General features: G+C 65.6%; 14 protein-coding genes and 3 pseudogenes (1 of these 17 only partly in view). 7 read left to right on the plus strand and 10 right to left on the minus strand.

Translation table 11 applies throughout. The annotated features are described in order from the left end of the window. Positions 1 to 59: 59 nt before the first annotated feature. The 7 genes from NTV05_08715 to NTV05_08745 form a co-directional block, all read right to left on the minus strand. A complete protein-coding gene (locus NTV05_08715) occupies positions 60 to 632 on the minus strand; it encodes a hypothetical protein (protein MCX6544484.1) in 573 nt (190 codons plus the stop codon). Next, positions 622 to 1,221: a GspMb/PilO family protein gene (locus NTV05_08720; GenBank protein ID MCX6544485.1), complete on the minus strand. Its 600-nt coding sequence runs from the start codon at positions 1,219 to 1,221 to the stop codon at positions 622 to 624. The genes NTV05_08715 and NTV05_08720 overlap by 11 nt, the downstream gene beginning before the upstream one ends. Continuing rightward, complete coding sequence (locus NTV05_08725) at positions 1,218 to 1,808, minus strand: hypothetical protein (protein MCX6544486.1); 591 nt, start codon at positions 1,806 to 1,808, stop codon at positions 1,218 to 1,220. The genes NTV05_08720 and NTV05_08725 overlap by 4 nt, the downstream gene beginning before the upstream one ends. A gap of 2 nt (positions 1,809 to 1,810) precedes the next feature. After that, complete coding sequence (pilM, locus tag NTV05_08730; GenBank protein MCX6544487.1) at positions 1,811 to 2,776, minus strand: pilus assembly protein PilM; 966 nt, start codon at positions 2,774 to 2,776, stop codon at positions 1,811 to 1,813. Then, a complete protein-coding gene (locus tag NTV05_08735; protein MCX6544488.1) occupies positions 2,773 to 4,374 on the minus strand; it encodes a GspE/PulE family protein in 1,602 nt (533 codons plus the stop codon). Before NTV05_08735 ends, pilM begins: the two co-directional genes overlap by 4 nt. Positions 4,375 to 4,460: 86 nt before the next feature. Then, positions 4,461 to 5,678, minus strand: a complete 1,218-nt coding sequence (locus NTV05_08740) for a type II secretion system F family protein (protein ID MCX6544489.1) — start codon at positions 5,676 to 5,678, stop codon at positions 4,461 to 4,463. A gap of 200 nt (positions 5,679 to 5,878) precedes the next feature. Continuing rightward, positions 5,879 to 6,745: a hypothetical protein gene (locus NTV05_08745; GenBank protein ID MCX6544490.1), complete on the minus strand. Its 867-nt coding sequence runs from the start codon at positions 6,743 to 6,745 to the stop codon at positions 5,879 to 5,881. Between the two features lie 900 nt (positions 6,746 to 7,645). Between NTV05_08745 and NTV05_08750 the strand changes: the two are divergent. The 6 genes and pseudogenes from NTV05_08750 to guaB all read left to right on the plus strand — a co-directional run bounded on the left by NTV05_08750 (position 7,646) and on the right by guaB (position 16,091). Next, positions 7,646 to 8,455, plus strand: a pseudogene (locus NTV05_08750) (transglycosylase SLT domain-containing protein). A 126-nt stretch (positions 8,456 to 8,581) separates the two neighbouring features. Continuing rightward, positions 8,582 to 8,737, plus strand: a pseudogene (locus NTV05_08755) (LysM peptidoglycan-binding domain-containing protein). A 156-nt stretch (positions 8,738 to 8,893) separates the two neighbouring features. Next, positions 8,894 to 10,411 (plus strand): YifB family Mg chelatase-like AAA ATPase, encoded by a 1,518-nt coding sequence (locus tag NTV05_08760; GenBank protein MCX6544491.1) that lies wholly within the window; start codon positions 8,894 to 8,896, stop codon positions 10,409 to 10,411. Positions 10,412 to 10,606: 195 nt separating this feature from the next. Beyond that, positions 10,607 to 11,521, plus strand: coding sequence for a M23 family metallopeptidase (locus tag NTV05_08765; GenBank protein MCX6544492.1), 915 nt, complete (start codon positions 10,607 to 10,609; stop codon positions 11,519 to 11,521). A 95-nt stretch (positions 11,522 to 11,616) separates the two neighbouring features. Beyond that, positions 11,617 to 14,523, plus strand: coding sequence for a preprotein translocase subunit SecA (gene secA / locus NTV05_08770; GenBank protein ID MCX6544493.1), 2,907 nt, complete (start codon positions 11,617 to 11,619; stop codon positions 14,521 to 14,523). A gap of 74 nt (positions 14,524 to 14,597) precedes the next feature. Next, entirely contained in the window at positions 14,598 to 16,091 is a 1,494-nt protein-coding gene (guaB, locus tag NTV05_08775) for an IMP dehydrogenase (GenBank protein MCX6544494.1), read from the plus strand. 55 nt (positions 16,092 to 16,146) lie between these two features. Here guaB and tsaE read toward each other — a convergent pair whose 3' ends face one another. Further along, positions 16,147 to 16,563, minus strand: coding sequence for a tRNA (adenosine(37)-N6)-threonylcarbamoyltransferase complex ATPase subunit type 1 TsaE (gene tsaE, locus NTV05_08780; protein ID MCX6544495.1), 417 nt, complete (start codon positions 16,561 to 16,563; stop codon positions 16,147 to 16,149). Beyond that, positions 16,560 to 18,137, minus strand: coding sequence for an NAD(P)H-hydrate dehydratase (locus tag NTV05_08785; protein MCX6544496.1), 1,578 nt, complete (start codon positions 18,135 to 18,137; stop codon positions 16,560 to 16,562). Before NTV05_08785 ends, tsaE begins: the two co-directional genes overlap by 4 nt. Before the next feature lie 121 nt (positions 18,138 to 18,258). Between NTV05_08785 and NTV05_08790 the strand changes: the two genes are divergently transcribed. Next, the gene (locus tag NTV05_08790; protein ID MCX6544497.1) at positions 18,259 to 19,152 is read left to right on the plus strand and encodes an aminotransferase class IV; all 894 of its coding nucleotides are present in this window, start codon (positions 18,259 to 18,261) and stop codon (positions 19,150 to 19,152) included. An 86-nt stretch (positions 19,153 to 19,238) separates the two neighbouring features. Here the strand turns inward: NTV05_08790 and gcvP are convergent. Next, positions 19,239 to 21,487, minus strand: a pseudogene (gene gcvP / locus NTV05_08795) (aminomethyl-transferring glycine dehydrogenase) (it continues 597 nt past the right edge of the window).

The raw sequence follows: 21,487 nt of genomic DNA on the forward strand, positions 1-21,487 counted from the left end.
CAACCCGTTCTCACGATCGAGGCGCGGGCCGCCTACCATGGGGTTCGAAACCGTCCCCATCAACTTCCGGACAGCGGAATGACCCTGCGGCCCCGACCGTCCAGGTACGTCATCTCGATTGAATCCAGGCCGATTCGGACGATGCGATATTGCCCTTCAATCACCGAGCCTTCCGAGCCGTAGTAGACGCCGCGGCCATCGCTCAGCATCGCGATTCTGACACCTTCCCGTCTCGAAACCACGGCGATGAACTTGAACGGGATCGGTGGCGGGGGTGGCGGCCCAGCCGGTTCGACGCGGGTGGGCACAGGCGGCGGCGCCGATGCCACCCGCGGCGCCGTTCCCACTTCACCCGCCCGTCCCGAGACGGGTCCCCTGGCCGCAAATCGAAACGGATCGCGACCGGTATCGCTAGGCTCGGGAGCCTCCCGGCTCAGGCGCGCGAGGGCCACAACAGGCACGACTCTCGGCGCGTCGGGACGAACTGAGGCCCCGTGCTGTCCGCTCGGCGCCGCTGTCGCCGCACTCCGTCCCGCCGGCGCCGGCGGGCTCGCATACTGCCACCAGATCACCGCTGCCAGGATCGCCATCAACGCAACGGCCGTGACGAGCCGAGGTCGGCTAGCGCCCATGGCTCGTCCTTTGGTAGTACGTCGACAACTCCACCATCAGAACCAGCGCAGAGCCAGGTTCGGACCCTGCCGCCAGCGTGAGGTTGTCGATGGCGATGAATTCGGGAGCCGCTTCGATACGATTCAGAAACTGACGCACGCTCTCGTAGTCGCCCCTGAGCACCATCGAAATGCCCAGCCTCACCAGCGCGTTCCCGGCATCCGCCTCGGACTGCCGCTGCTCGAAGACTTCTTCCGTGCGTCGCTCCACCTTGAGTTCCGCATCGCGCGCCAGTCGCGTGAGCGTCAGATAGGTCGCGCGTCTGGCACCCGCAAGATCAGCAGGCAGCACCTTCGTGTAGAACTTCTTCAAGTCATCCGCCGCGCGGGTCCTCCCCGTCAGCGTGGCGCTGGCGGCCGCGAACTCCCGTTCCGCGGCGTGCAGGGCCCGCGTGGCATCGGTGGCCTGCCGCTCGCCGGTCTGCACCGACGCCGACATCGGGTAGACAACCAGCCCCGCGATGCCCAGGTTAACGAGCAGCGCGAGCGACAACACCAGCAGGATGGCCCGCTTCTCCCGCACCACGCGCCAGACAAGACCGGCCGTCATCGTCGCACCGCCTCGGTTACGGCGTCCCGCGCCTGCCCCGGAGTGTACTGACCTTCGAGCGTGGCCTTCAGCGTGCCATCGTCCTGCACGATTTCCACGCGCGACAGCACCCCGGCGAACGCCCCGGTCTTCTCGAGGTTCTCGACAAACGTGTCGATGCCTTCGACGCTCCTTGCCACAACGACGACCGACACCACCAGACCGGCGTCGGGCTCGATGCGGGGATGCACTGAGGCGATGTGGACTGTTTCGGGGAGCGCCGTCTCAAACTGGTTGAACAGCTCCGTCCACGAGAACACGCGTCGATCAATCAGCCGGTTCGCTTCGTCGGCGGCCGCGATGGTGGAGTCGAGCTCCCTCGGATTGATGGAGGCCCGCACCGTGGCCGCACGGGCACGCAGCGCCTCAGCTGCCTGTCCGGCGACGCGGAGCTCCAATTGCAGCCGCGCATGCCGCTCCGACAGCGCGGAATACTCCCAGACATTGAACGCCGTGGCCGCGATGACCGCCAGCGACACGAGCCCCAGGACTGCGTGAACTGCACGCTCGTTGTAGAAAGGCCTTGTGGACAGGTTGTGTCTGACCATCGTCAGGCGTCCCCGTTCGAGCCGGCGGTCCGCCCGGCGATCGCGAGACCGATCGCGGCCGTCAACGCGTCGGCCAGATCGGGCGAAAGCGATGAGCGATCCGAAAAACCCACCGCCTTCATCGGATCCACACTCTCGACCGGCCGGCCGAGCCGTGTCTCGATCGTCAGGCGTGCCGTCTGTCCACTGTCGGCCAGCGTGCCGCCGGCGACCAGCACCCGCGAGAATCCGGCCCCGCCGAGTCGATCCTGGTAGAACATGGCCGTCTGGTGCACCAGATCGCCGAGGCTGCCATCGCCGTCGCTGCCGCGGTGACGGAAGAACGCGATATCGGGGCCGCGAACAATCGCCAGCGCCGCCTCGCCCGGCGTCACGTGCACGAGCAGCCAGTCGCCCTGCAGCGTCGTGTCGCCGGCAAGCGCCGCGTTGAGCACGTTGAAGGTCGCCAGATCGACCAGTCCCGCCGTCGCGCCCGACGCCTGACAGGCGGCCTCGTATTCGCCGATCAGATCGCGCCGCGCCTGCACCACGACGAATTCCTGTCCCTCGGCCGTTTCGAGGCCCCTGCTGTACGAAATCTGCGACTCTTCGAGTCGGAATGGCGCGGCCTTCTTGATCTGGAACCTGATCAACTCGTCCAGGTCGGATGACCGCGCCGGGATCTGCTGGAACTTGACGAACGACACTTTGGCCACACCGTCCGGAAGCGCCAGTGCGATACGCCTCGGTGTATGCCCGAGTCGCTCCCAGACGCGCGCCAGCGCCTGCGTGAGCGCCTCGGGTCGGAGAACGTTCGAGGCGTTCAACGAGGGCACCACGACGCCTGCGGCCAGCGGCTCCACCGCGTACCTGGACACGCGAAGACCAGCCGCCCGGCCGCCGGACACCTCGACGGCCGCCACGTGGCGAGGCGTGATCTCAACGGCCACCGCTGGGGGTGGCGTGCGCAGCAGGCGTGTCAGTTTCATTCGACGAACGTCACCTTGTTGATCTCGCGCAGCGTCGTGACGCCTCGCAACACCGCCTCGACGGCGCTCTCCCGCAGGAAACGCATCCCCTCGTCCCGGGCTTGCTTCTTGATCTCCGACGTGGGCTTGCGCTCCAGAATCATCTCTCGAATCCGGTCCGACAGATCAAGAAGTTCGCAGATGGCCGTGCGCCCCTTGTACCCGGTTCCGCCGCATTCGACGCATCCGGCGCCCTCATAGAACACCCGCGACTGCAGCAGAGCCGAGTCCAACCCCGATTCGTCGAGCATCAGCCGCGAGATCGTGGCCGGCCGCCGGCACTGTGTGCAGATGCACCGCACCAGCCGCTGGGCCAGCACGCAGTTGAGGGCCGACACGAACTGGTACGGTTCGACACCCATGTTCAGGAAGCGGCCGAGCACGTCCAGCACGTTGTTGGCGTGGACCGTGGTGAACACCAGGTGGCCCGTCAGCGCGGATTGAATCGCGATCTGCGCCGTTTCCGGGTCGCGAATTTCGCCCACCATGATCTTGTCGGGATCGTGCCGCAGGATCGATCTGAGGCCCCGGGCGAAGGTGAGCCCCTTCTTCTCGTTGATCGGAATCTGCGTGATGCCGGTCAACTGGTACTCGACCGGATCCTCGATCGTGATGATCTTGTCTTCGGAGGACTTGATCTCGGAGAGCGCCGCATAGAGCGTCGTCGTCTTCCCGCTGCCGGTGGGCCCGGTGACGAGCACCATGCCGTAGGGTTCGGCGATGTACTTCCGGAAGCGCCTCAGTTCGTCCTCCGGAAAGCCCAGGATGTCCAGCCGGAGCTCGCTGAACTGCTCGCTCAGCGACTCCTTGTCGAGAATGCGAATGACCGCGTCTTCGCCGTGCACGCTGGGCATGATCGACACGCGGAAATCGATCGTCTTGCCCGGCAGACGCAGCCTGAACCGGCCATCCTGCGGCACCCGCTTCTCCGCGATGTCGAGCTCGGCCATGACCTTGATGCGCGAGATGATGGCACTGTGATGCTGTTTGGCAATCGGCCGGAATGCCGACTGCAGCACGCCATCAATCCGGTACTTCACGCTCACCGCATCGTCTTGCGTCTCGATGTGGATGTCGGACGCCCGGCGCTGGATCGCGGTGAAAATCGTCGAGTCCACCAGCCGGATCATCGGGTTGATGTCGCTTGTCAGCCTCTCCACCGTGAGGTTCTCGTCGCCGGAGTCGTCGTCTTTCAGCAACTGAATCTGAAAGCCCTCCGTCGCCTCATCGAGCACACGCTGGGAACTCTCGCTCTTCTGGAGAATCGATTCGATCGCGGACCGCGTGCCGACCATCACACGGAGGGGGGTCGACAACACGACTTCGAGTTCGTCGATCACCGCGAGGTCGCTCGGGTCGGCGACCACAATCGCGAGGGCGCGGCCGTCGCGGCGATACGGCACGAAGTGGTACCGCAGCATCAGATCGGCCGGGATCGATCGAAACAAATCGTGGTCGATTCGGAAGTGCTCGAGATCGACAAAATCCAGCCGGTACCGATCCGCCAGACGATGCGCCAGCGCGAGATCGGCAGCAGGATCGCCGGCGGCGTCCGGCACGCGATCGGCGTACAGCTCGCTCGGCGGGGTGGGCGGCGTGGTTGGACCAGACGCGTTCACGGACAGGATGCTCCCTCTTGCCGCGATTACCGTGTGCCGACGACGGAACTCAGCTGGAACAGCGGCATGTACAGCGCGAGCAACAGGCTCGCAATCACCAGGCCCATGATGACGAGGAGCATGGGCTCAATCAGGGCGACAAACCGCCCCAGTTCGGTCTCGATTTCTTCGTCGTAGAAATCCGCCACGCTCGTGAGCATGTCCTCCAGCGCGCCGGTGGCCTCTCCCACCTCGGCCATCTTGATCGCCACCGGCGGAAAGACGCCCCGCGCGGCCAGGGCGCTTGCAAACGGTTCGCCTTCCCGGACGCGAGCGCCCACCAGGCGCATCTGCTCCGAGAGATGCTGGTTGCCGCCCGACCGTGCGGCGATATCGATGGCCGTCACGAGCGGCAGCCCGCCGCCGAGCAGCGTGGCCAGCGTCCGGGTCAACTGCGAGGTCGCAAATCGCTGCACCGTCGATCCGATCCAGGGCACCCTGAGCACCGCGCGATCGAAGCGGGCGCGCTGGTGCTGCCGCCCGATCCAGTTCCAGGCGCCCGCGCCCCCCCCCAACACGACCACCGCAATCAACAGCGCGTGATCGCGAACGAGCGCCGAGCCCCTCACGATCATCCGGGTGACCAGCGGCAGTTCCGCCCCGAAACTGTCGTAGAACGACGAAAACTCCGGCACCACCTTCAACACGATGATCGACACGACAATCAGCGCAAGCGTGATGAGCACCGCCGGATAGACGAGGGCGGAAAGGGTCCGGCGCTTCACGGCACCCACGACCTTGACGTAGCTCACGTAGCGGCGGAGCACGCCTTCGAGGCTTCCGCTCTTCTCGCCGGCAAGCAGCGATGCGGTGTACGCCCCGGGAAACAGATCGCCGTGTTCGGCAAACGCGTCAGACAACGAACTGCCGGCTCTGACGCTGTCGTAGACCGCGTCGAGCACCGATCGAAACGTGACGTGCATGACACGGCTGCGCAGGATGTCGAGGGACTGCACCAGTGGAAGGCCGGCTTTGAGCAGCGTCGCCAGCTCCTGGTTGAACACCAGGAACTCGCGCGTCGGAATGCGTTTACGCCGCCGCAGGGCAGGCAGCGACACTCTCGCCAGGAGACTCCTGGGCTGCAGCGAGATGACGCAGAAACCCTTCTGCTCGAGATCGTGCCGCAGGCCCGGCTCATCGTCAGCCAGACAGAACTGCTCCACGATCTCGCCTGCCTGCGTGCCCAGCCTGCAGCGATATTCCATCGCAACCCATGGAGAGTCAGATAATTACCGCGTTAACAAATTCCGCCCGATTATAGCAGGTTGCCGCACGGGATCCCGCCATTCAGACGACGGTTCATGTTCGACAACCGGATCGTTAGACGATATCAGGAACCGAAAAGACGGCCGCGGGGCTGGCCCGAGGGTCGTCACGGGCATCGGCGATCCGATCTGGGCGTGTCCTATTGCGGCTCGATGAACACATGGAACACCCGGATGCCGAGTTCCCGGGAATCGCGGCTGCCCGGTGTGACGACCGCCGGCACGAACGACTTGTCGAGCGCGATGCGAACCACCACCATGTCGTCGTTGCCGAACTGCACCGCCTTGAGTTGAATCCGCCGGATCTGTTCGTCGGGAGTGGTCACCTGGAAGGTGTCGACCACCGTGTCCCCGATCGAGATCGTGGCGGTCTGGGGCGCCGGGAACACCTGCGGCATGCCGGCGTAATGCAGGTAGAACGTGGCGTTGCGCCGGGGATTCCGGAAGCGAATCGTCGCGTCCTTTCTCGTCCACTGCCATTCGACGAACTGATTCTCGGCCGCCACCTCCGGACTGTGCCAGCCGTCGAGGAACGCCAGAAAGATGTTGTCGGTCTGCGGCTGCAGCTGGAGCGTCGCCACGCGGTACGACCGCTGTCCAACCAGTTGGCCCGACAGCGGTACGCGTTCGTTGGTGCCTGGCAGGTAGAGGCCAATCGCCACCGTCGCCTGGCCGATGTACGGGTAGACCGGCACGAACATCGTGCGCTTGTACTCGATAGGCGTCCCCGGGGTCCATCGCGTCGATGGAACCGGAGGCTTGTGGTCGTCGGTCCACATCAACTCGTCGTTGGCGTCCAGGAAGTGGGCCATTACCCAGTAGTCCTTGCCTAACTTCGCGCCAGGAGCCAGTTCGAAGCGATACGTCATCTCCACCGGGCTCCCCAGGGGAACCTTCGTGTGATTGAGCGCCAGGGTCGCCGAGCCAAGGGGGGCGGCATTGTCCTTCTTGCTGCCGCAGGCGCCGACGAGCAACACCAGGACGGCCAGGACCAACAGTCTTCGCATATGGGGTTCACCAGTTCAGAAGCAGAGACGGAGCGCGAACACGCCATGATACCTGCCGCTCCGCTTGCAGGCAACCGATCGAAGAGGGACTTGGGCGACGCGCCACGATCGGGGCGCGCCCTTGTCGGACGCCGCGACCGGTGCTCGGCCGTGGCCCAGGTTGCGTTGACCGCCCTGCAACGTGCGTGTTACCGTGGCGCTCAGACTCCGGCGGTCATTGATCGCGAAGACTCCATGACGATTTCGGGGGTGTTGATGCACCGACGACTCTGGCTGCTCGGCGGCGGCGCGGCGTTGGCCGGACTGCTGGTTGTGGCCTGCGGCCGCGCGATCGCGAGCCATCCGCCGGTGGCCACCTCGCAGCCAGCGCCACTCTCGGCCACCGCGACACCCGCGACCGCGGCCAGGACGGCCTCCATACTGCCCGCGCGGGACCCGGTCGACGCCCTCATCGCGCAATCGCAGACCCGGTTCGACGCCGGCGCCGCGGAGTTGACGCTCGGCCATCTGAGTCGGGCGAAAGCCGAGTTCGACGCCGCCATTGATTTGCTGCTGGGAACCCCGTCCGGAGTGCGATCCGATCGCCGCCTTCAGGAGCATTTCGATCGACTGGTCGATCGAATCAGCGCATTTGAGATGCGGGCGCTGGCCGAAGGCGACGGATTCGCCGAGAAGCCGACCGTACCCGCCTCCATCGATCAGTTGCTCGATCAGCCCGCGTCGGATCTTCCCGCCCCGAAAGCGGAACTGCGGGAGGTGGTCGAAGCCGATCTGCAGACGACCCTGCACGACATTCCCATTCCGCTCAATCCAAAGGTACTGTCGTGGATTGAGGTGTTCCAGGGGCGTTTGCGCGACTGGTTCCAGACCTCGATGCAGCGCGGCATGCCGTACCTCCCGATGATCCAGAACACGTTTCGGTCTCAAGGGCTGCCGCTCGATCTGGCCTATATCCCGATTGTGGAGAGCGCCTTCAGAACCGACGCGTTGTCGCGCGCGTCGGCCAGAGGGTTCTGGCAGCTCATGAAGGGCACCGCCGCCGAACAGGGACTCACACAGAACTGGTACATCGACGAGCGATCGAATCCTGAGAAGGCGACGCTGGCGGCGGCGAAGTATCTGAAACTGCTGAGCGGCATGTTCGATGGCGACTGGCACCTCGCGCTGGCGTCGTACAACGGCGGCCCCGGGTACATTCAGCGCACGGTGAAACGCACGGGGCAGCCTGATTTCTGGGCGCTGGCGGATGCGGCGTCCCGGCTGCCGCGAGAGACGCGCGAGTACGTGCCGATGGTGCTCGCGTCGATCGTCATCGCCCGCAATCCGGCGCGGTATGGTTTTTCGTTCGAGCCCGTCGCGCCGCCCGAGTACGAGACCGTGTCGCTGCCGGGGCCCGCCGATCTTCGCAGGATCGCCGAGTGGGCCGGCGTCCCGGTGGACGACATTCAGCGGCTGAATCCCGAACTGCGGCGTTGGACCACGCCTGTCCGCGGCGAGGCCTATGGCCTCCGCGTGCCCAGAGGCACCGCCCAGATCGTCGAACAGCGACTTGCCGAGTTGTCGCCGGAAGAACTGGCACCGCTTCAGTGGTACTCGGTGCGCCGCGGCGAGTCGCTGACGACCATCGCCAACAAGCTGCGCGTGCGCCGCACGGACCTCGCCGAGGCGAACTACCTGACCGTGAGGGCGGCGGTGAAACCGGGCCAGAAGCTGGTGATTCCACTGGCGCCGAGCACGCTGATGGCGTCGAGAAGCGCGCGGCCAGAACCTGTCGCGGCAGCAGCCGCATCGCCGGCCCGCATCGCTCCCCCGGCATCAGACACGGCCGATCGCGTCACCCTCACCTATTACGTGCGGAAAGGTGACTCGCTCTCCTCTATTGCTCTGCAGTTCCACACCACCGTCGCAAATCTCCGCTCGTGGAACGGTCTCAAGAGCAACCGCCTCATGCCAGGCGAGCGGCTCACGATCCGTCGGACGCGCCAGCATTAGCGCGAAGGTCGAGCGGAAATTGCCTGTCGCCCCGTCCTCGCCGGTTGCAGATTCTGCCACCGGTCGAGGCGGTCTCCTCGCGAGGTCTCCCAATCGTTGGAAGATCACGATGTCCGGGGCGTGCGCCGGCGGCCTGCCGTTTGCAGTGCCCTACCCGTGCTCGCCACGCTTCTCAGCGCCGCGGTCGTGGGTATCGACGCGACCATCGTCCAGGTAGAAGCCGATGTCTCGACCGGCCTGCCGGGGTTCACCATGGTCGGTCTTCCGGATCCGAGCGTCCGCGAGAGCCGCGATCGCGTCCGCACGGCGATTCGTAACTCGGGGTTTCCGTTTCCCGATCTGCGCGTCACCGTCAATCTCGGCCCCGCCGACGTACCGAAAATGGGATCCTCCTTCGACCTGCCCATCGCCCTGGCGGTGCTCGCCGCCACGGGCATCGTTTCGGATCGGGCGATCAATCACACCGTCGTCGTGGGCGAACTCTCGCTCGACGGATCCATTCAGGCAACCCGCGGCACTCTGTCTGTCGCGATCGCCGCTCGACGGGCCGGATGCGCACGGGTGCTGGTGCCGGTCAACAACGCCGCAGAAGGGCGCGTGGTTCTTGGCATCCGGACGCACCCGGTGGCGACACTGGCGGCTGCGGTCGACGCGCTCAACGGCGCAGAGCCTTCCGTCGACGCCGCGGGCCCCGCCCGGCCTCGGACCGACACCGCGATCGACGAGTGGGGCGATCTGGCTGACGTTCGCGGACAGACGTTCGCCAAGCGGGCTCTGGAGATTGCGGCCGGCGGCGAACATAGTCTCCTGCTGGTCGGACCTCCGGGTAGCGGCAAGACCATGCTGGCGCGGCGACTCTCGGGAATTCTGCCGCCCCTCACCGACGATGAGGCTCTCGAATCGACGTCGATCCACTCGGTGGCCGGCCTTCTGTCGCCCGGATCCGGTCTGCTGACCGCCCGGCCGTTTCGCGCGCCCCATCACACGATTTCGGACGTGGCCCTGGTGGGTGGCGGAAGACTGCCCCGGCCCGGGGAGTTGAGCCTGGCCCACAACGGGGTGCTCTTTCTCGACGAGATGCCCGAGTTCGATCGCCGCGCGCTCGAGGTCCTCCGTCAGCCGCTCGAGGAAGGGTGCGTGCGCATCGCGCGGGCGGCGCGGTCGACCGAGTTTCCATCCCGGGTGCTCTTTGTCGGCGCGATGAACCCGTGCAAGTGCGGGTACGCGGGGCATCCGATACGGGTGTGCCGCTGCACCCCGTTGCAGCGGGAGCTGTACACCGGCCGGATTTCCGGCCCCCTGCTCGATCGGATTGACCTGTGTGCCGAGGTGCCTTGGGTGCCGCCTGATGTGCTCGCCGACGAGCGGCCGCAGGAGCCATCAACCGTCATCCGGGAGCGCGTGCTGCGAGCCCGCGAGCGGCAAGAGGCACGGCGCGGCGAGACGGGTGTTCGAATCAACGCGCTGCTCAAGGGGCGTATGCTGCGGCGGTTTGCCAGGCTGGACGCGGAGGGGCGCTCGCTGTTGGACGCGGCGGTCCGTCGTCTCGCACTGAGCGGCCGCGCACATGATCGCATCCTCCGCGTGGCTCGGACCATCGCCGACCTCGCCGGCGACGTCAATGTGCTGCCAGAACACGTGGCGGAGGCCCTGCAGTACCGCCTGACCGCCTGACACGACTCGGCGGCAGCTTCGAACGACGCGCCAGGGGGTTCGCTGTTTGTTCGCGTTCAGTTGCTTGCGTGCTTCCCATGCCCTGTTCCATATGGTACAGTCCAATATTCGCAGTTCCGGATCGGACTTAGTGTGCCAGAAACGGAATGTTTGTCCCGGGCGCGATCCTCGGATCGCCGGTGCTAAACGAGGCTGATGTCAAGTTTCCTGTCGCGGCGCTATACGCTCGTCGTCGTTGACCGCGCCTCCGGCGTGGGCCGCCGCTTCTCCGTGAAGCTCGGCTGGACGCTTGCCTCGATAGGATTCTTCTTCGCGCTGCCGGTACTTGTCGGTTTGGGGATTCGATGGGGCACGCTTGCCGAGTTGACGGCCCTGCGGTCGAACACCGTGGCTCTCGCCATGGAGAACGCCAGCTACCGTGCGGCAACCGGCGAATTGACGACTCAGGTCACGTCGCTCCAGGGCGTGATCGATGAACTGGGCACCCGCTCGGCGCTGGATCCCGAAGTCGCGAAAGCGATGCAGAAACTCCCGGCGCTGATCAAGTCGCGCGCGATGGGCGGCGCCAGGACGTCGCTTCCGCCCTCGCTGCTCGCCTCGGCGCTCTCCTCCCCCGAAGACACCTTTGGACTGCTCCGCAATGTGCTCGGCCGGCTTGAGAGCCAGCTCCGCGTCACGCGGACCGGTGTGGAACGGCGCGAAGCGCTGGCCGCCGCGACACCGTCCATCTGGCCGACCGTGGGCTGGCTGTCGGCGAGATACGGCGAGCGAGCGGACCCGCTCACCGGGGACCCCGGGTATCACCAGGGTCTCGATCTTTCTGCTGATCGCGGCACCCCGGTCGTGGCCACGGCCGACGGCGTCGTCGAGAGCGCGGCGTGGAGCGGGAACTACGGCAACCTGCTGGTGATTGACCACGGCTTCGGCATCAAGACCCGCTACGGTCACCTTTCGGCGTTTGCCGCGAGCGTCGGTGCGAAGGTACGACGCAACGAGGTGATTGGCTACGTCGGCGCAACGGGACGCACGACCGGCTCGCATTTGCACTACGAAGTCATGACCAACGGGCAGACCATCGACCCGCTGCTCCTGCTCTCCTCTCCCCGGTAGTCTCACTCGCCATTGGTGATGTCGGGCGGGCGGTTCCTTGACGGATCCGCGCGCGGTTACCTACAATCACTGGATACCCCCGGCGCGATCCCCACATGATTAATGCTGTCCTTGCCAAGATCTTCGGCACCCAGAACGAGCGGACGCTCAAGCTGTTGAGACCGGTTGTCACCCAGATCAACGCGCGCGAAGAACAGGTTCGGGCCCTCACCGACGCGCAACTGCAGGGACAGACCGCGCTGCTGAGGGAACGGCTGGCGCGCGGCGAGACGCTGGACGATGTGCTGCCGGACGCGTTCGCCGCCGTCCGCGAGGCTGGCCGGCGCACGCTGAACATGCGGCATTTCGACGTCCAGTTGATTGGCGGCATGGTGCTGCACCGCGGCATGATTGCCGAGATGAAGACGGGCGAGGGCAAGACGCTGGTGGCGACGCTGGCCGCCTATCTGAATGCCCTGGCCGGCAAGGGCGTCCACGTCGTCACGGTCAACGACTACCTCGCCCGGCGCGACTCGGAGTGGATGGGGCGGATCTATCGCTTTCTGGGAATGAGCGTCGGCGTCATCCAGCACGAACTCAACGACCAGGAACGCCAGCACGCGTACGCGTGCGACATTACCTACGGCACCAACAACGAGTTCGGGTTCGACTACCTCCGCGACAACATGAAGTTCGACCTCGCCCACTACGTCCAGCGGGGCCACGGATTCGCCGTCGTGGACGAGGTGGACAGCATCCTGATCGACGAGGCACGGACGCCGCTGATCATCTCGGGACCGGCGGAACAGTCGACCGACCTCTATTACGAAGTCGACCGGGTGATCCCGAAACTGACGCCTGGCGCCGTGACACACGGCGACGCGAAGGCAGAGGAACGCGAAGCGCTCGAGGCCACGGGCGATTTCCTGGTTGACGAAAAGCACAAGACGGTGACGCTCACCGAGAGCGGCATGGCCAAGTGTGAGACGTTGCTGGCGCACCGGCTGCAACCCGGCGGGCTGTACGACCCGGTCAACATGCCCCTATTGCACCACATCAATCAGGCCCTGCGAGCCCACTCTCTGTTCAAGCTCGATGTCGACTACATGATCAAGGACGGCGAGGTCGTCATTGTCGACGAGTTCACCGGGCGATTGATGCCGGGCAGGCGCTGGAGCGACGGGCTGCACCAGGCCGTTGAGGCGAAGGAGAAGGTGAAGATCGAGCGCGAGAATCAGACGCTCGCGACGATTACGTTCCAGAACTACTTTCGCAAGTACGGCAAGCTCTCCGGCATGACCGGCACCGCGGAAACCGAGGCTGAGGAATTTGCCAAGATCTACAACCTCGAAGTCGTCGTGGTTCCGCCCAATCGCGTGTTGAGACGCGCAGAACTGCCGGACCTCATCTACCGCACCGCGGCCGAGAAGTACGACGCCATCGTGGCGGACATCACCGAGCGGCAGGAGAAGAAGCAGCCGGTGCTGGTCGGCACCGTCTCCATCGAAAAGTCCGAGAAGCTCGCCGGCATGCTCCGTCGTCGAGGCGTCAAGCACGTCGTCCTGAACGCGAAATTCCATGCGCAGGAGGCCGAGATCGTCGCGCAGGCCGGGCGGTATGGGGCGGTGACGATCGCGACCAACATGGCCGGCCGCGGCACCGACATCCTGCTCGGCGGCAATGCGGAGTTCATGGCTCGCCAGCGTGCCCTGGCCGACGATTTGGCCGAGCGGCTGCCGAAAGGCGAGGAGAAGTTCGTCGACGACGAGGAGTACGTCTATTTCTATCACCTCATCGGTTTCTACCGGGTCAAGCGCCCGGACTGGGAGCGGCTCTTCGCGCACTTCCAGGAGCTGACGGCCGCCGAACACGAAACGGTCGTGGCCAACGAGGGATTGCATATTATCGGCACGGAACGCCATGAGGCGCGGCGGATCGACAATCAGCTCCGGGGGCGCGCTGGACGGCAGGGAGATCCGGGATCGTCGCGATTCTACCTGTCCCTTGAAGACGACCTGATGCGCATCTTCGGGTCCGACCGCATTTCAGGGCTGATGGAACGCCTCGGCATGGAGGAGGGCGTGCCGATTGAACACGGCATGGTGACCCGAGCCATCGAGCGGGCCCAGAAACAGGTCGAAGGCCAGAACTTCTCCATCCGCAAACATCTGCTGGAATACGACGACGTCATGAACAAGCAGCGCGAGAACATCTACGCGCTGCGCCGGGAGTTGCTCGAGGGACGGGTTCGCGTCGAAGAGAGCGAGGTAGTCGATACCCGGGCGTACCTCATGCGTCTGGCAGAAGACATGCTGGACGGTCTCATCGATACCTATTGCGCCGAGGCCCAGGAACCCGACACGTGGGATCTCGACGCGCTCAAGCGCGAAACCACGAAGACGTTTGCCCTCGATGCGGCCGAGACGGGGGCCATCGATTTCTCAGGCCTCTCAGCCGGCCAGATGCACGACCAGTTGTGGTCGCGGATCGCGAAGCGGTATCAGGACAAGGTCGCGACGATCGGCGACGAACTGCTGCAACGGGTCGAGCGCGACATCATGCTGCAGATTGTCGACGCCCAGTGGAAGGACCACCTGTACAGCCTGGATCACCTCAAGGAAGGGATCGGCCTCCGCGGTTACGGGCAGCGCGATCCGCTGGTCGAGTACAAGAAGGAGAGCTTTGCTCTCTTCCAGGACATGAAGGCGCGAATCGACGACGAGATGGTGCAGTACCTGTTCTGGCTGAAGCCGGTCGCCTCCGACGAGGCCGTGCCGGGTGTGCGGCGGTCTGCCAGCCGGCACGCTGCCCCGCTCACGTTGAGCGCGCCGAGCGGCGACGCGGGATTCTTTGGCCGAGGCGGCGCTGGAGGATCGGGTGAGGCGCCCCGCCCCCCTCGCACGGGCGGGGATGACGCGCCGATTACCACCGTGCGGCGCGACGAACCCAAGATCGGCCGCAACGACCCGTGTCCGTGCGGGAGCGGCAAGAAGTACAAGAAGTGCCACGGAGCGCAGAACTGAAGACGTCGGCGCCGCGGGCGGCCGCGGTCTGAGGAGGATGAGGGATGGATGTGAATTCGGTGACTGCAGGCATGATGCACGCTGGCAGCGAACCGGCAACCGCGCTCACGTTCGACGATGTGCTCCTGGTGCCGTGGCACTCGCAGGTCCTGCCCAATCAGGTCGATGTCAGCACGCGGATCACGCGCAACATCCGCCTCAACGTGCCCGTCGCCAGCGCCGCGATGGATACGGTGACCGAATCCGGGCTGGCGATCGCGATGGCCCAGCACGGCGGCCTCGGGATCATCCACAAGAATCTGAGCGTGGAGGAGCAGGCCTCAGAGGTCGACTGCGTCAAGCGATCGGAAAGCGGCATGATCGTCAATCCGATCACGCTCTCGCCGACGCACAAGATCTTCGAGGCGCTCGCGCTGATGACGAAGTACCGGATTTCCGGGGTTCCGATCACCGAAGACGGATCCAAGGAAGGACGGCTCGTGGGCATCCTCACCAACCGCGACTTGCGCTTCGAGACGAACGTGGATCGCCCGATTTCGTCGGTGATGACGCACGAGAACCTGGTCACGGTTCCGGTCGGCACCACGCTCGACGAGGCACGAGAAATCCTGCATCGGCACAAGATCGAAAAGCTGCTCGTCGTCGACCGCGCGTTCATGCTGAAGGGCCTGATCACCGTCAAGGACATTCAGAAGGTGATCAAGTTCCCGGCCGCCAGCAAGGATAGCCTTGGCCGCCTGCGGGTGGGCGCGGCCGTTGGCGTCAGCGCCGACACGCTCGATCGTGCCGAAGCCCTGGTAAAGGCTCATGTTGACGTGCTGGTGGTCGACACCGCGCACGGCCACGCGCAGAAGGTGATGGATATCGTCAAGGAGTTGCGCCGGAGATACCCAGACGTTGATCTGGTCGCGGGCAACGTGGCGACGGGACAGGCGACCCGGGACCTGATTGATCTGGGAGTGGATGCGGTCAAGGTCGGCATCGGAGCCGGATCCATCTGCACGACCCGCGTGGTCGCCGGCATCGGGGTGCCCATGATCACGGCCATTCTGGATTGCGCTGCGGTGGGCCGCGCCGCCGGCGTGCCGATTATTGCGGATGGCGGCATCCGCTACTCGGGTGACATCACCAAAGCGATGGCGGCCGGCGCCAGCTGCGTGATGGTAGGCAGCCTGCTGGCTGGCACCGACGAGAGTCCCGGAGAAGTCGTGCTGTACCAGGGACGCAGCTTCAAGGAATACCGTGGGATGGGATCAATCGGCGCCATGAGGCAGGGCGCCCGCGATCGATACTTCCAGGACGACTTCGATCTTGAAGCGGCCGGCGGATCTGAGAAGCTGGTTCCCGAAGGCATCGAAGGCCGTGTTCCGCATCGCGGCAGCGTGTCCGGGGTCATCCATCAGCTGGTGGGCGGCCTCCGGGCTGGGATGGGCTACGTCGGCTGCAGCACCGTGGCGCTGCTGCAGCAGAACGCGCGCATGATCCGCGTGACGCCGGCGGGTGTCCGCGAGGGTCACGTCCACGATGTCGTCATCACGAAGGAAGCCCCGAACTACCGGTCGGAATAGCCGCCTTCGCTGCCGTCGGCAGCTTCGGCGTGCCAGGGCCGCGACGAGTGTGGTTTCAGTCCGGCGTGACGATCGTCATCCGACGCAGGTCGCCGCCCAGGTCGTCAATCTGCACGTCGATGGCGCCGTCCGGCATCCGCGACAACTTCTCGGCCCACTCAATCGCGACCACCCCCTGCTCGTTCAACTCCTCGAGGCCGAGGTCGTCCGCTTCCATTGACGAGATCCGGTACAAGTCCGCGTGGAACAGCGGGACCGCGCCTCGGTATTGCTGAACCAGCGTAAAGGTCGGGCTGCTCACCTCGTCGGTCGCCACGCCCATCCCTTCGGCCAACCCTCGCACGAATGCCGTCTTGCCGGCCCCCAGTTCTCCGCGAAGCAGAACGGTCGCGCCCGCCGGGAGCGCCGCTCCGAGGTGGCGACCGATCGCGATCGTCTCGTCTTCGGATCGGGTAATCGTGATGCGCGTCATCTGAGACCGACAGAGGCTTCTGCCGGATCGGTCAGCGCCATCGCCGCCTGCCCGAGATGGCTCAGGATGTCTCCGGCTGTCATGGCCACTTGCCCCTCGGTTCCGGCTGCCATGTCGCCGGCGGCGCCGTGCAGGTAGACCGCCAGCCGGCACGCCTCCACAGGGTCGGTCATCTGCGCCAGCCATCCTGCGACAACGCCGGTCAACACATCGCCGCTGCCTCCGGTGGCCATCCCTGGATTGCCGCTCGAGTTGACGAAGACCCGGCCATCTGGCGCCGCCACAACAGTGCGGTGGCCCTTCAGGACGACGATCACGCCGCGATCCCTGGCGAAGCCGCTCGCGATGTCGATCCGATTCTTCTGGACGTCTGCCACCGTGCTGCCGACCAGTCGTGCCATCTCCCCCGGATGCGGAGTGACAACGATCACCTGACCCTTCCGCGCTCGAAGATGCCGGACGTCGCCCGCCAGCACCGTGAGCGCGTCTGCGTCGACCACCAACGGCTTGGGCGACTGCGCCAGCACGTCGCGGACCAGCGCGCGCGGGCCGGTTCCAGTCCCGAGGCCCGGACCGATGGCCAGCACGTCGCAACTGATCCCAAGAACAGCCTTGGACGCGTGGCGCGTGACGCTGCCGTCGGCGGTTTCGCTCAGCCCGACGGTCATGTACTCGGCGCCCATCCTGGCGACAATCGGCAGGCACGATCGCGGCGTCGCGATGGTCACCAGTCCCGCCCCGCTTCTGAGCGCCGCCATGCCGGCCAGGTGGGCCGCGCCGCTCTTGCCGCGCGAGCCGGCGACCACGCAGACGTGACCGAACGTCCCTTTGTGCGCATCGGCGGCGCGGACCGGCACGAGCATCCGCGCTTCGGCCGGGACCATGAACTCGATGCGCGGCCCCTCGACCGCGCCAATCACGTCTCGGGGGATGCCGATATCCGCCACGACCAGAGCCCCGGCCAGCGCGTCGGCGGGCGGCATCACTAATGGCACCTTCGGCGCCCCGAGCGTCACCGTCAGCGACGCCGCGATGGCCGGTCCAATCGGAGACGACCGATCCGCCGAAAGGCCGCTCGGCAAGTCGATCGAGACGACAGGCACGGCCGCCGCATTGATATCAGTGATGACTGTCCCGTACAAACCGCTCAGTGGCCCGCTCACGCCAGTGCCGAACAGCGCGTCGACGAGAACGTCGCTGTCGAGGACGGAATTCCTCAGCCTGGTCCACTCCGCGTTCGATCCGACCGGCACAACGGGCACGCCCAGCCGCCCCAGAACGTCCAGATTGATTCGCGCGTCCCCCCGCACCTCGCCGGACGTCGAGACGAGGTAGACAACCGCGTTGCACTGCTGCTGCCAGAGGCCGCGCGCGACGACAAAGCCATCGCCGCCGTTGTTGCCCCGGCCGGCGATCACGGATACGCGGCGCCCGGCGAGCGATCCGAACGCGGCTTCCATCGCCGCGACAACCTGCCTGCCGGCATTCTCCATCAGGACGATCGACGGGATGCCCAACACGTCAATCGTGCGCCGATCAGCCTCACGCATCTGTCGAGCATTCAGCACACGCATCGCGCACTCCACACAACTTTCTCTTCTCTTGCGCGCACTCTACCACAAGAGGTACCGTACCGCGTTGGTCCACGCGCGGGGTTCCACGCGGGACAGAGACGCCACACCGGAGTACATCACCATGGCCGCTGTCGCTTATGTCAATGGTCGCATCTGCAGCCAGCAGGACGCACTGATTTCGGTTTTTGATCACGGGTTTCTCTTTGGTGAAGGAGTGTACGAGGTCGTTCGCACCTATCACGGCCAGCCGTTTCTCCTCGATCGGCATCTGACGCGCCTGAGGACATCCGCCCAGATGATTGCCCTCCCGCTGCCGGTTGACGATACCGGACTGTGTCGCGCGATTGGCGACACGATGAAGGCGTATGTCGACGGGCCCGGGCGCGATGGGGCGAGCGACAATCTGTACATCAGGATCCTCGTCACCCGTGGTCTGGGCGATGGCTCCTACAACCCGGCCGGCTCCCCCTCGTCGTCGCTCGTGATCATTGTGAAGGCGCTCACCCCCCCGCCGGCGTCGGCCTACGAGCGGGGCGTGAAGGTGTCGCTCGTGTCAATTGTCCGGAACCACCCCGGATCCGTGAATCCGCTCATCAAGTCGAACAATCTGCTGAACAACGCCCTGGCGATGCAGGAGGCAATCCGGCACGGGTCGTTCGAGGCGATTCTCCGCAACTACCGTGGGGATATCGCGGAGTGCTCGCAGTCGAACCTGTTCGTCGTCAAAGGCGGGATGGCGAAGACGCCGAGGCTCGCCGAGGGATTACTGGCCGGCATTACGCGCGCGTTCATCATGGATGTCGCGCAAGAGGCGGGCGTGCCGGTTGAGGATTCCGTGTTGCTCGACGAGGATCTGTTCGCCGCAGACGAGGTGTTCCTGACCAGCACGACGCGCGAAGTCATACCGATTGTTCGCGTGGACGATCGCGTCATTGCCAGCGGCGCGCCAGGCCCAATCACCAGACGACTGCTGGACGTGTACCGGCAGAAAGCCGACCAGTTGACGCGCCGCTAGTTGTCTTTCTTCCCGCCCGGCCGGAATTGGGGTCGGACCTCAGTTCCTGCCGCGGCCTCCGGAAATTGAGGCCCGACCCCAATTCCCTATGGACACGCGCACACGAGGTGGCGGTCGCCATAGGGGTTGTCGATGCGCCCGACGCTCGGCCAGAACTTGTTGACCCGAACGAACGGCAGGGGGAAGACGGCCTTCTCCCTTGAGTACGGATGCGTCCACACGTCGCCGGTCGCCTCGCCGACGGTGTGGGGGGCGTTCTTCAAGACGTTGTCTTTCGGATCGGCGTTGCCCTCGACGACGTCCCGGATCTCCTGCCGAATGGCCAGCATGGCGTCGCAGAACCGATCGAGCTCCTCCTTCGGTTCGCTCTCGGTGGGCTCGATCATCAGGGTTCCCGGCACTGGAAACGACACGGTCGGCGCGTGGAAGCCGTAGTCCATCAGCCGCTTCGCGATATCGCCTTCCTCAACCCCTGACGCCTTGAACGCGCGCATATCGAGGATCATCTCGTGGGCGACGCGACCGTGCGCGTTCGTGTAGAGCACCGGGAAGTCCCGCTCGAGCCGACTCTTGATGTAGTTGGCGTTCAGAATGGCGTACCTCGTCGCCTCCGTCATCCCCGAACCGCCAAGCAGCGACACATAGGCGTAGGCAATCAACAGGATGTTGGCGCTGCCCCACGGGGCGCCCGCGATGGCGTGGATCCCCTTCGCACCGCCCACGTCCGCCAGCGCATGCCCTGGCAGGAACGGCGCGAGGTGCGCAGCGACCGCGATGGGACCCATGCCGGGTCCCCCGCCGCCGTGCGGGATGGCAAACGTCTTGTGAAGGTTCAGATGGCACACGTCGGCGCCAATTAGCCCGGGACTCGTGAGGCCGACCTGCGCATTCAGGTTCGCCCCGTCCATGTAGACCTGACCGCCGTGCTCGTGGACCACGGCGCAGATCTCCTGGACCGCGTCCTCGAACACGCCGTGCGTGGACGGGTACGTGATCATCAGCGCCGCCAGCGTGTCGCTGTGCTGCGTGGCCTTTGCCCGAAGGTCGGCGACATCGATATTGCCACGCGCGTCACAGGCCACCACGACGACCTGCATGCCGGCCATCACGGCACTCGCGGGATTGGTCCCGTGAGCCGACGAGGGGATCAGGACGACTCGACGCTGTTGGTGTCCCTGATGCTGATGGTGCGCGCGAATCACGCTCAGACCCGCGAACTCGCCCTGCGCGCCTGAATTCGGCTGAAGGCTGACGGCGGCCATTCCGGTGACTTCCCGCAGCGCAGCCTCGAGACCGGTCATCACCTCGGCGTAACCGGCAGCCTGCTCGACAGGGGCGAACGGGTGCACGCCGCCAAATTCCGGCCACGTGATCGCTTCCATCACCGTGGCGGAATTCAGCTTCATGGTGCACGACCCAAGCGGGATCATCGACGTGTCGAGGCCCACGTCCTTGCGCTCCAGGGTCGTCAGGTAGCGCATCATGGCCGTTTCGGAATGGTAGAGCTGGAACACCGCGTGCTTGAGAATGGGCGACGTTCGGCAAAAACCGACCGGCCAGTCCGGCCCGCCCGCGGGAATCGCAATCGGCCCGGCAGGCACAGGCTGGCCAAGGCCCCGCGCGAACGCAGCTCGAATCGCGTGGAGATCCGACTCGTCCACCGTCTCGTCGAGCGCAATCCCGATGCGGTCCGCCCCGCCGGCAAACCGGAAGTTGATTCCGGCGTCGAGAGCCGCACGCCGAATCGCGTCGCGCGTCCCGGCCGGCACGCGGATGTCGAGCGTGTCGAAATACGCCGGGTTGCGCTGGACGCAGCCGAGAGCCTGCAGTTCGCGGTCGAGCGCCGCCGCCATCGAGTGCACGCGTTCCGCAATCTGACGAACGCCGTCCGGGCCGTGATACACGCCATACATCGCCGCCATCGTCGCCAGCAGCGCCTGCGACGTGCAGATGTTCGACGTCGCCTTCTCCCGCCGGATGTGCTGTTCGCGCGTCTGCAGCGCCATGCGATAGGCCCGGTTGCCATGGGCGTCGACCGATACGCCGATGATTCGGCCTGGCGTCTGCCGGACGTGCTGCTCGCGGGTCGCGAAGAAAGCGGCATGGGGACCGCCGTTGCCCATCGGTACGCCATATCGCTGGGCGCTTCCCAGTACGACGTCGGCCCCCAGCTCTCCTGGAGGCGTCACCAGCGCGAGCGCCAGCAGATCAGTCGCCACCGCCACTTGCACGCCGGCCGCGTGCGCGCGTTCGACGATCGGCCGGATGTCGTGGAGGGTGCCGTCCGCGTCGGGCGTCTGGATCAGGACGCCATAGACGCGGTCGCTGAACTCGA

It is taken from the genome of Acidobacteriota bacterium (assembly GCA_026393755.1).
In the GTDB taxonomy this organism is placed as follows: Bacteria; Acidobacteriota; Vicinamibacteria; order Vicinamibacterales; family JAKQTR01; genus JBAXOX01.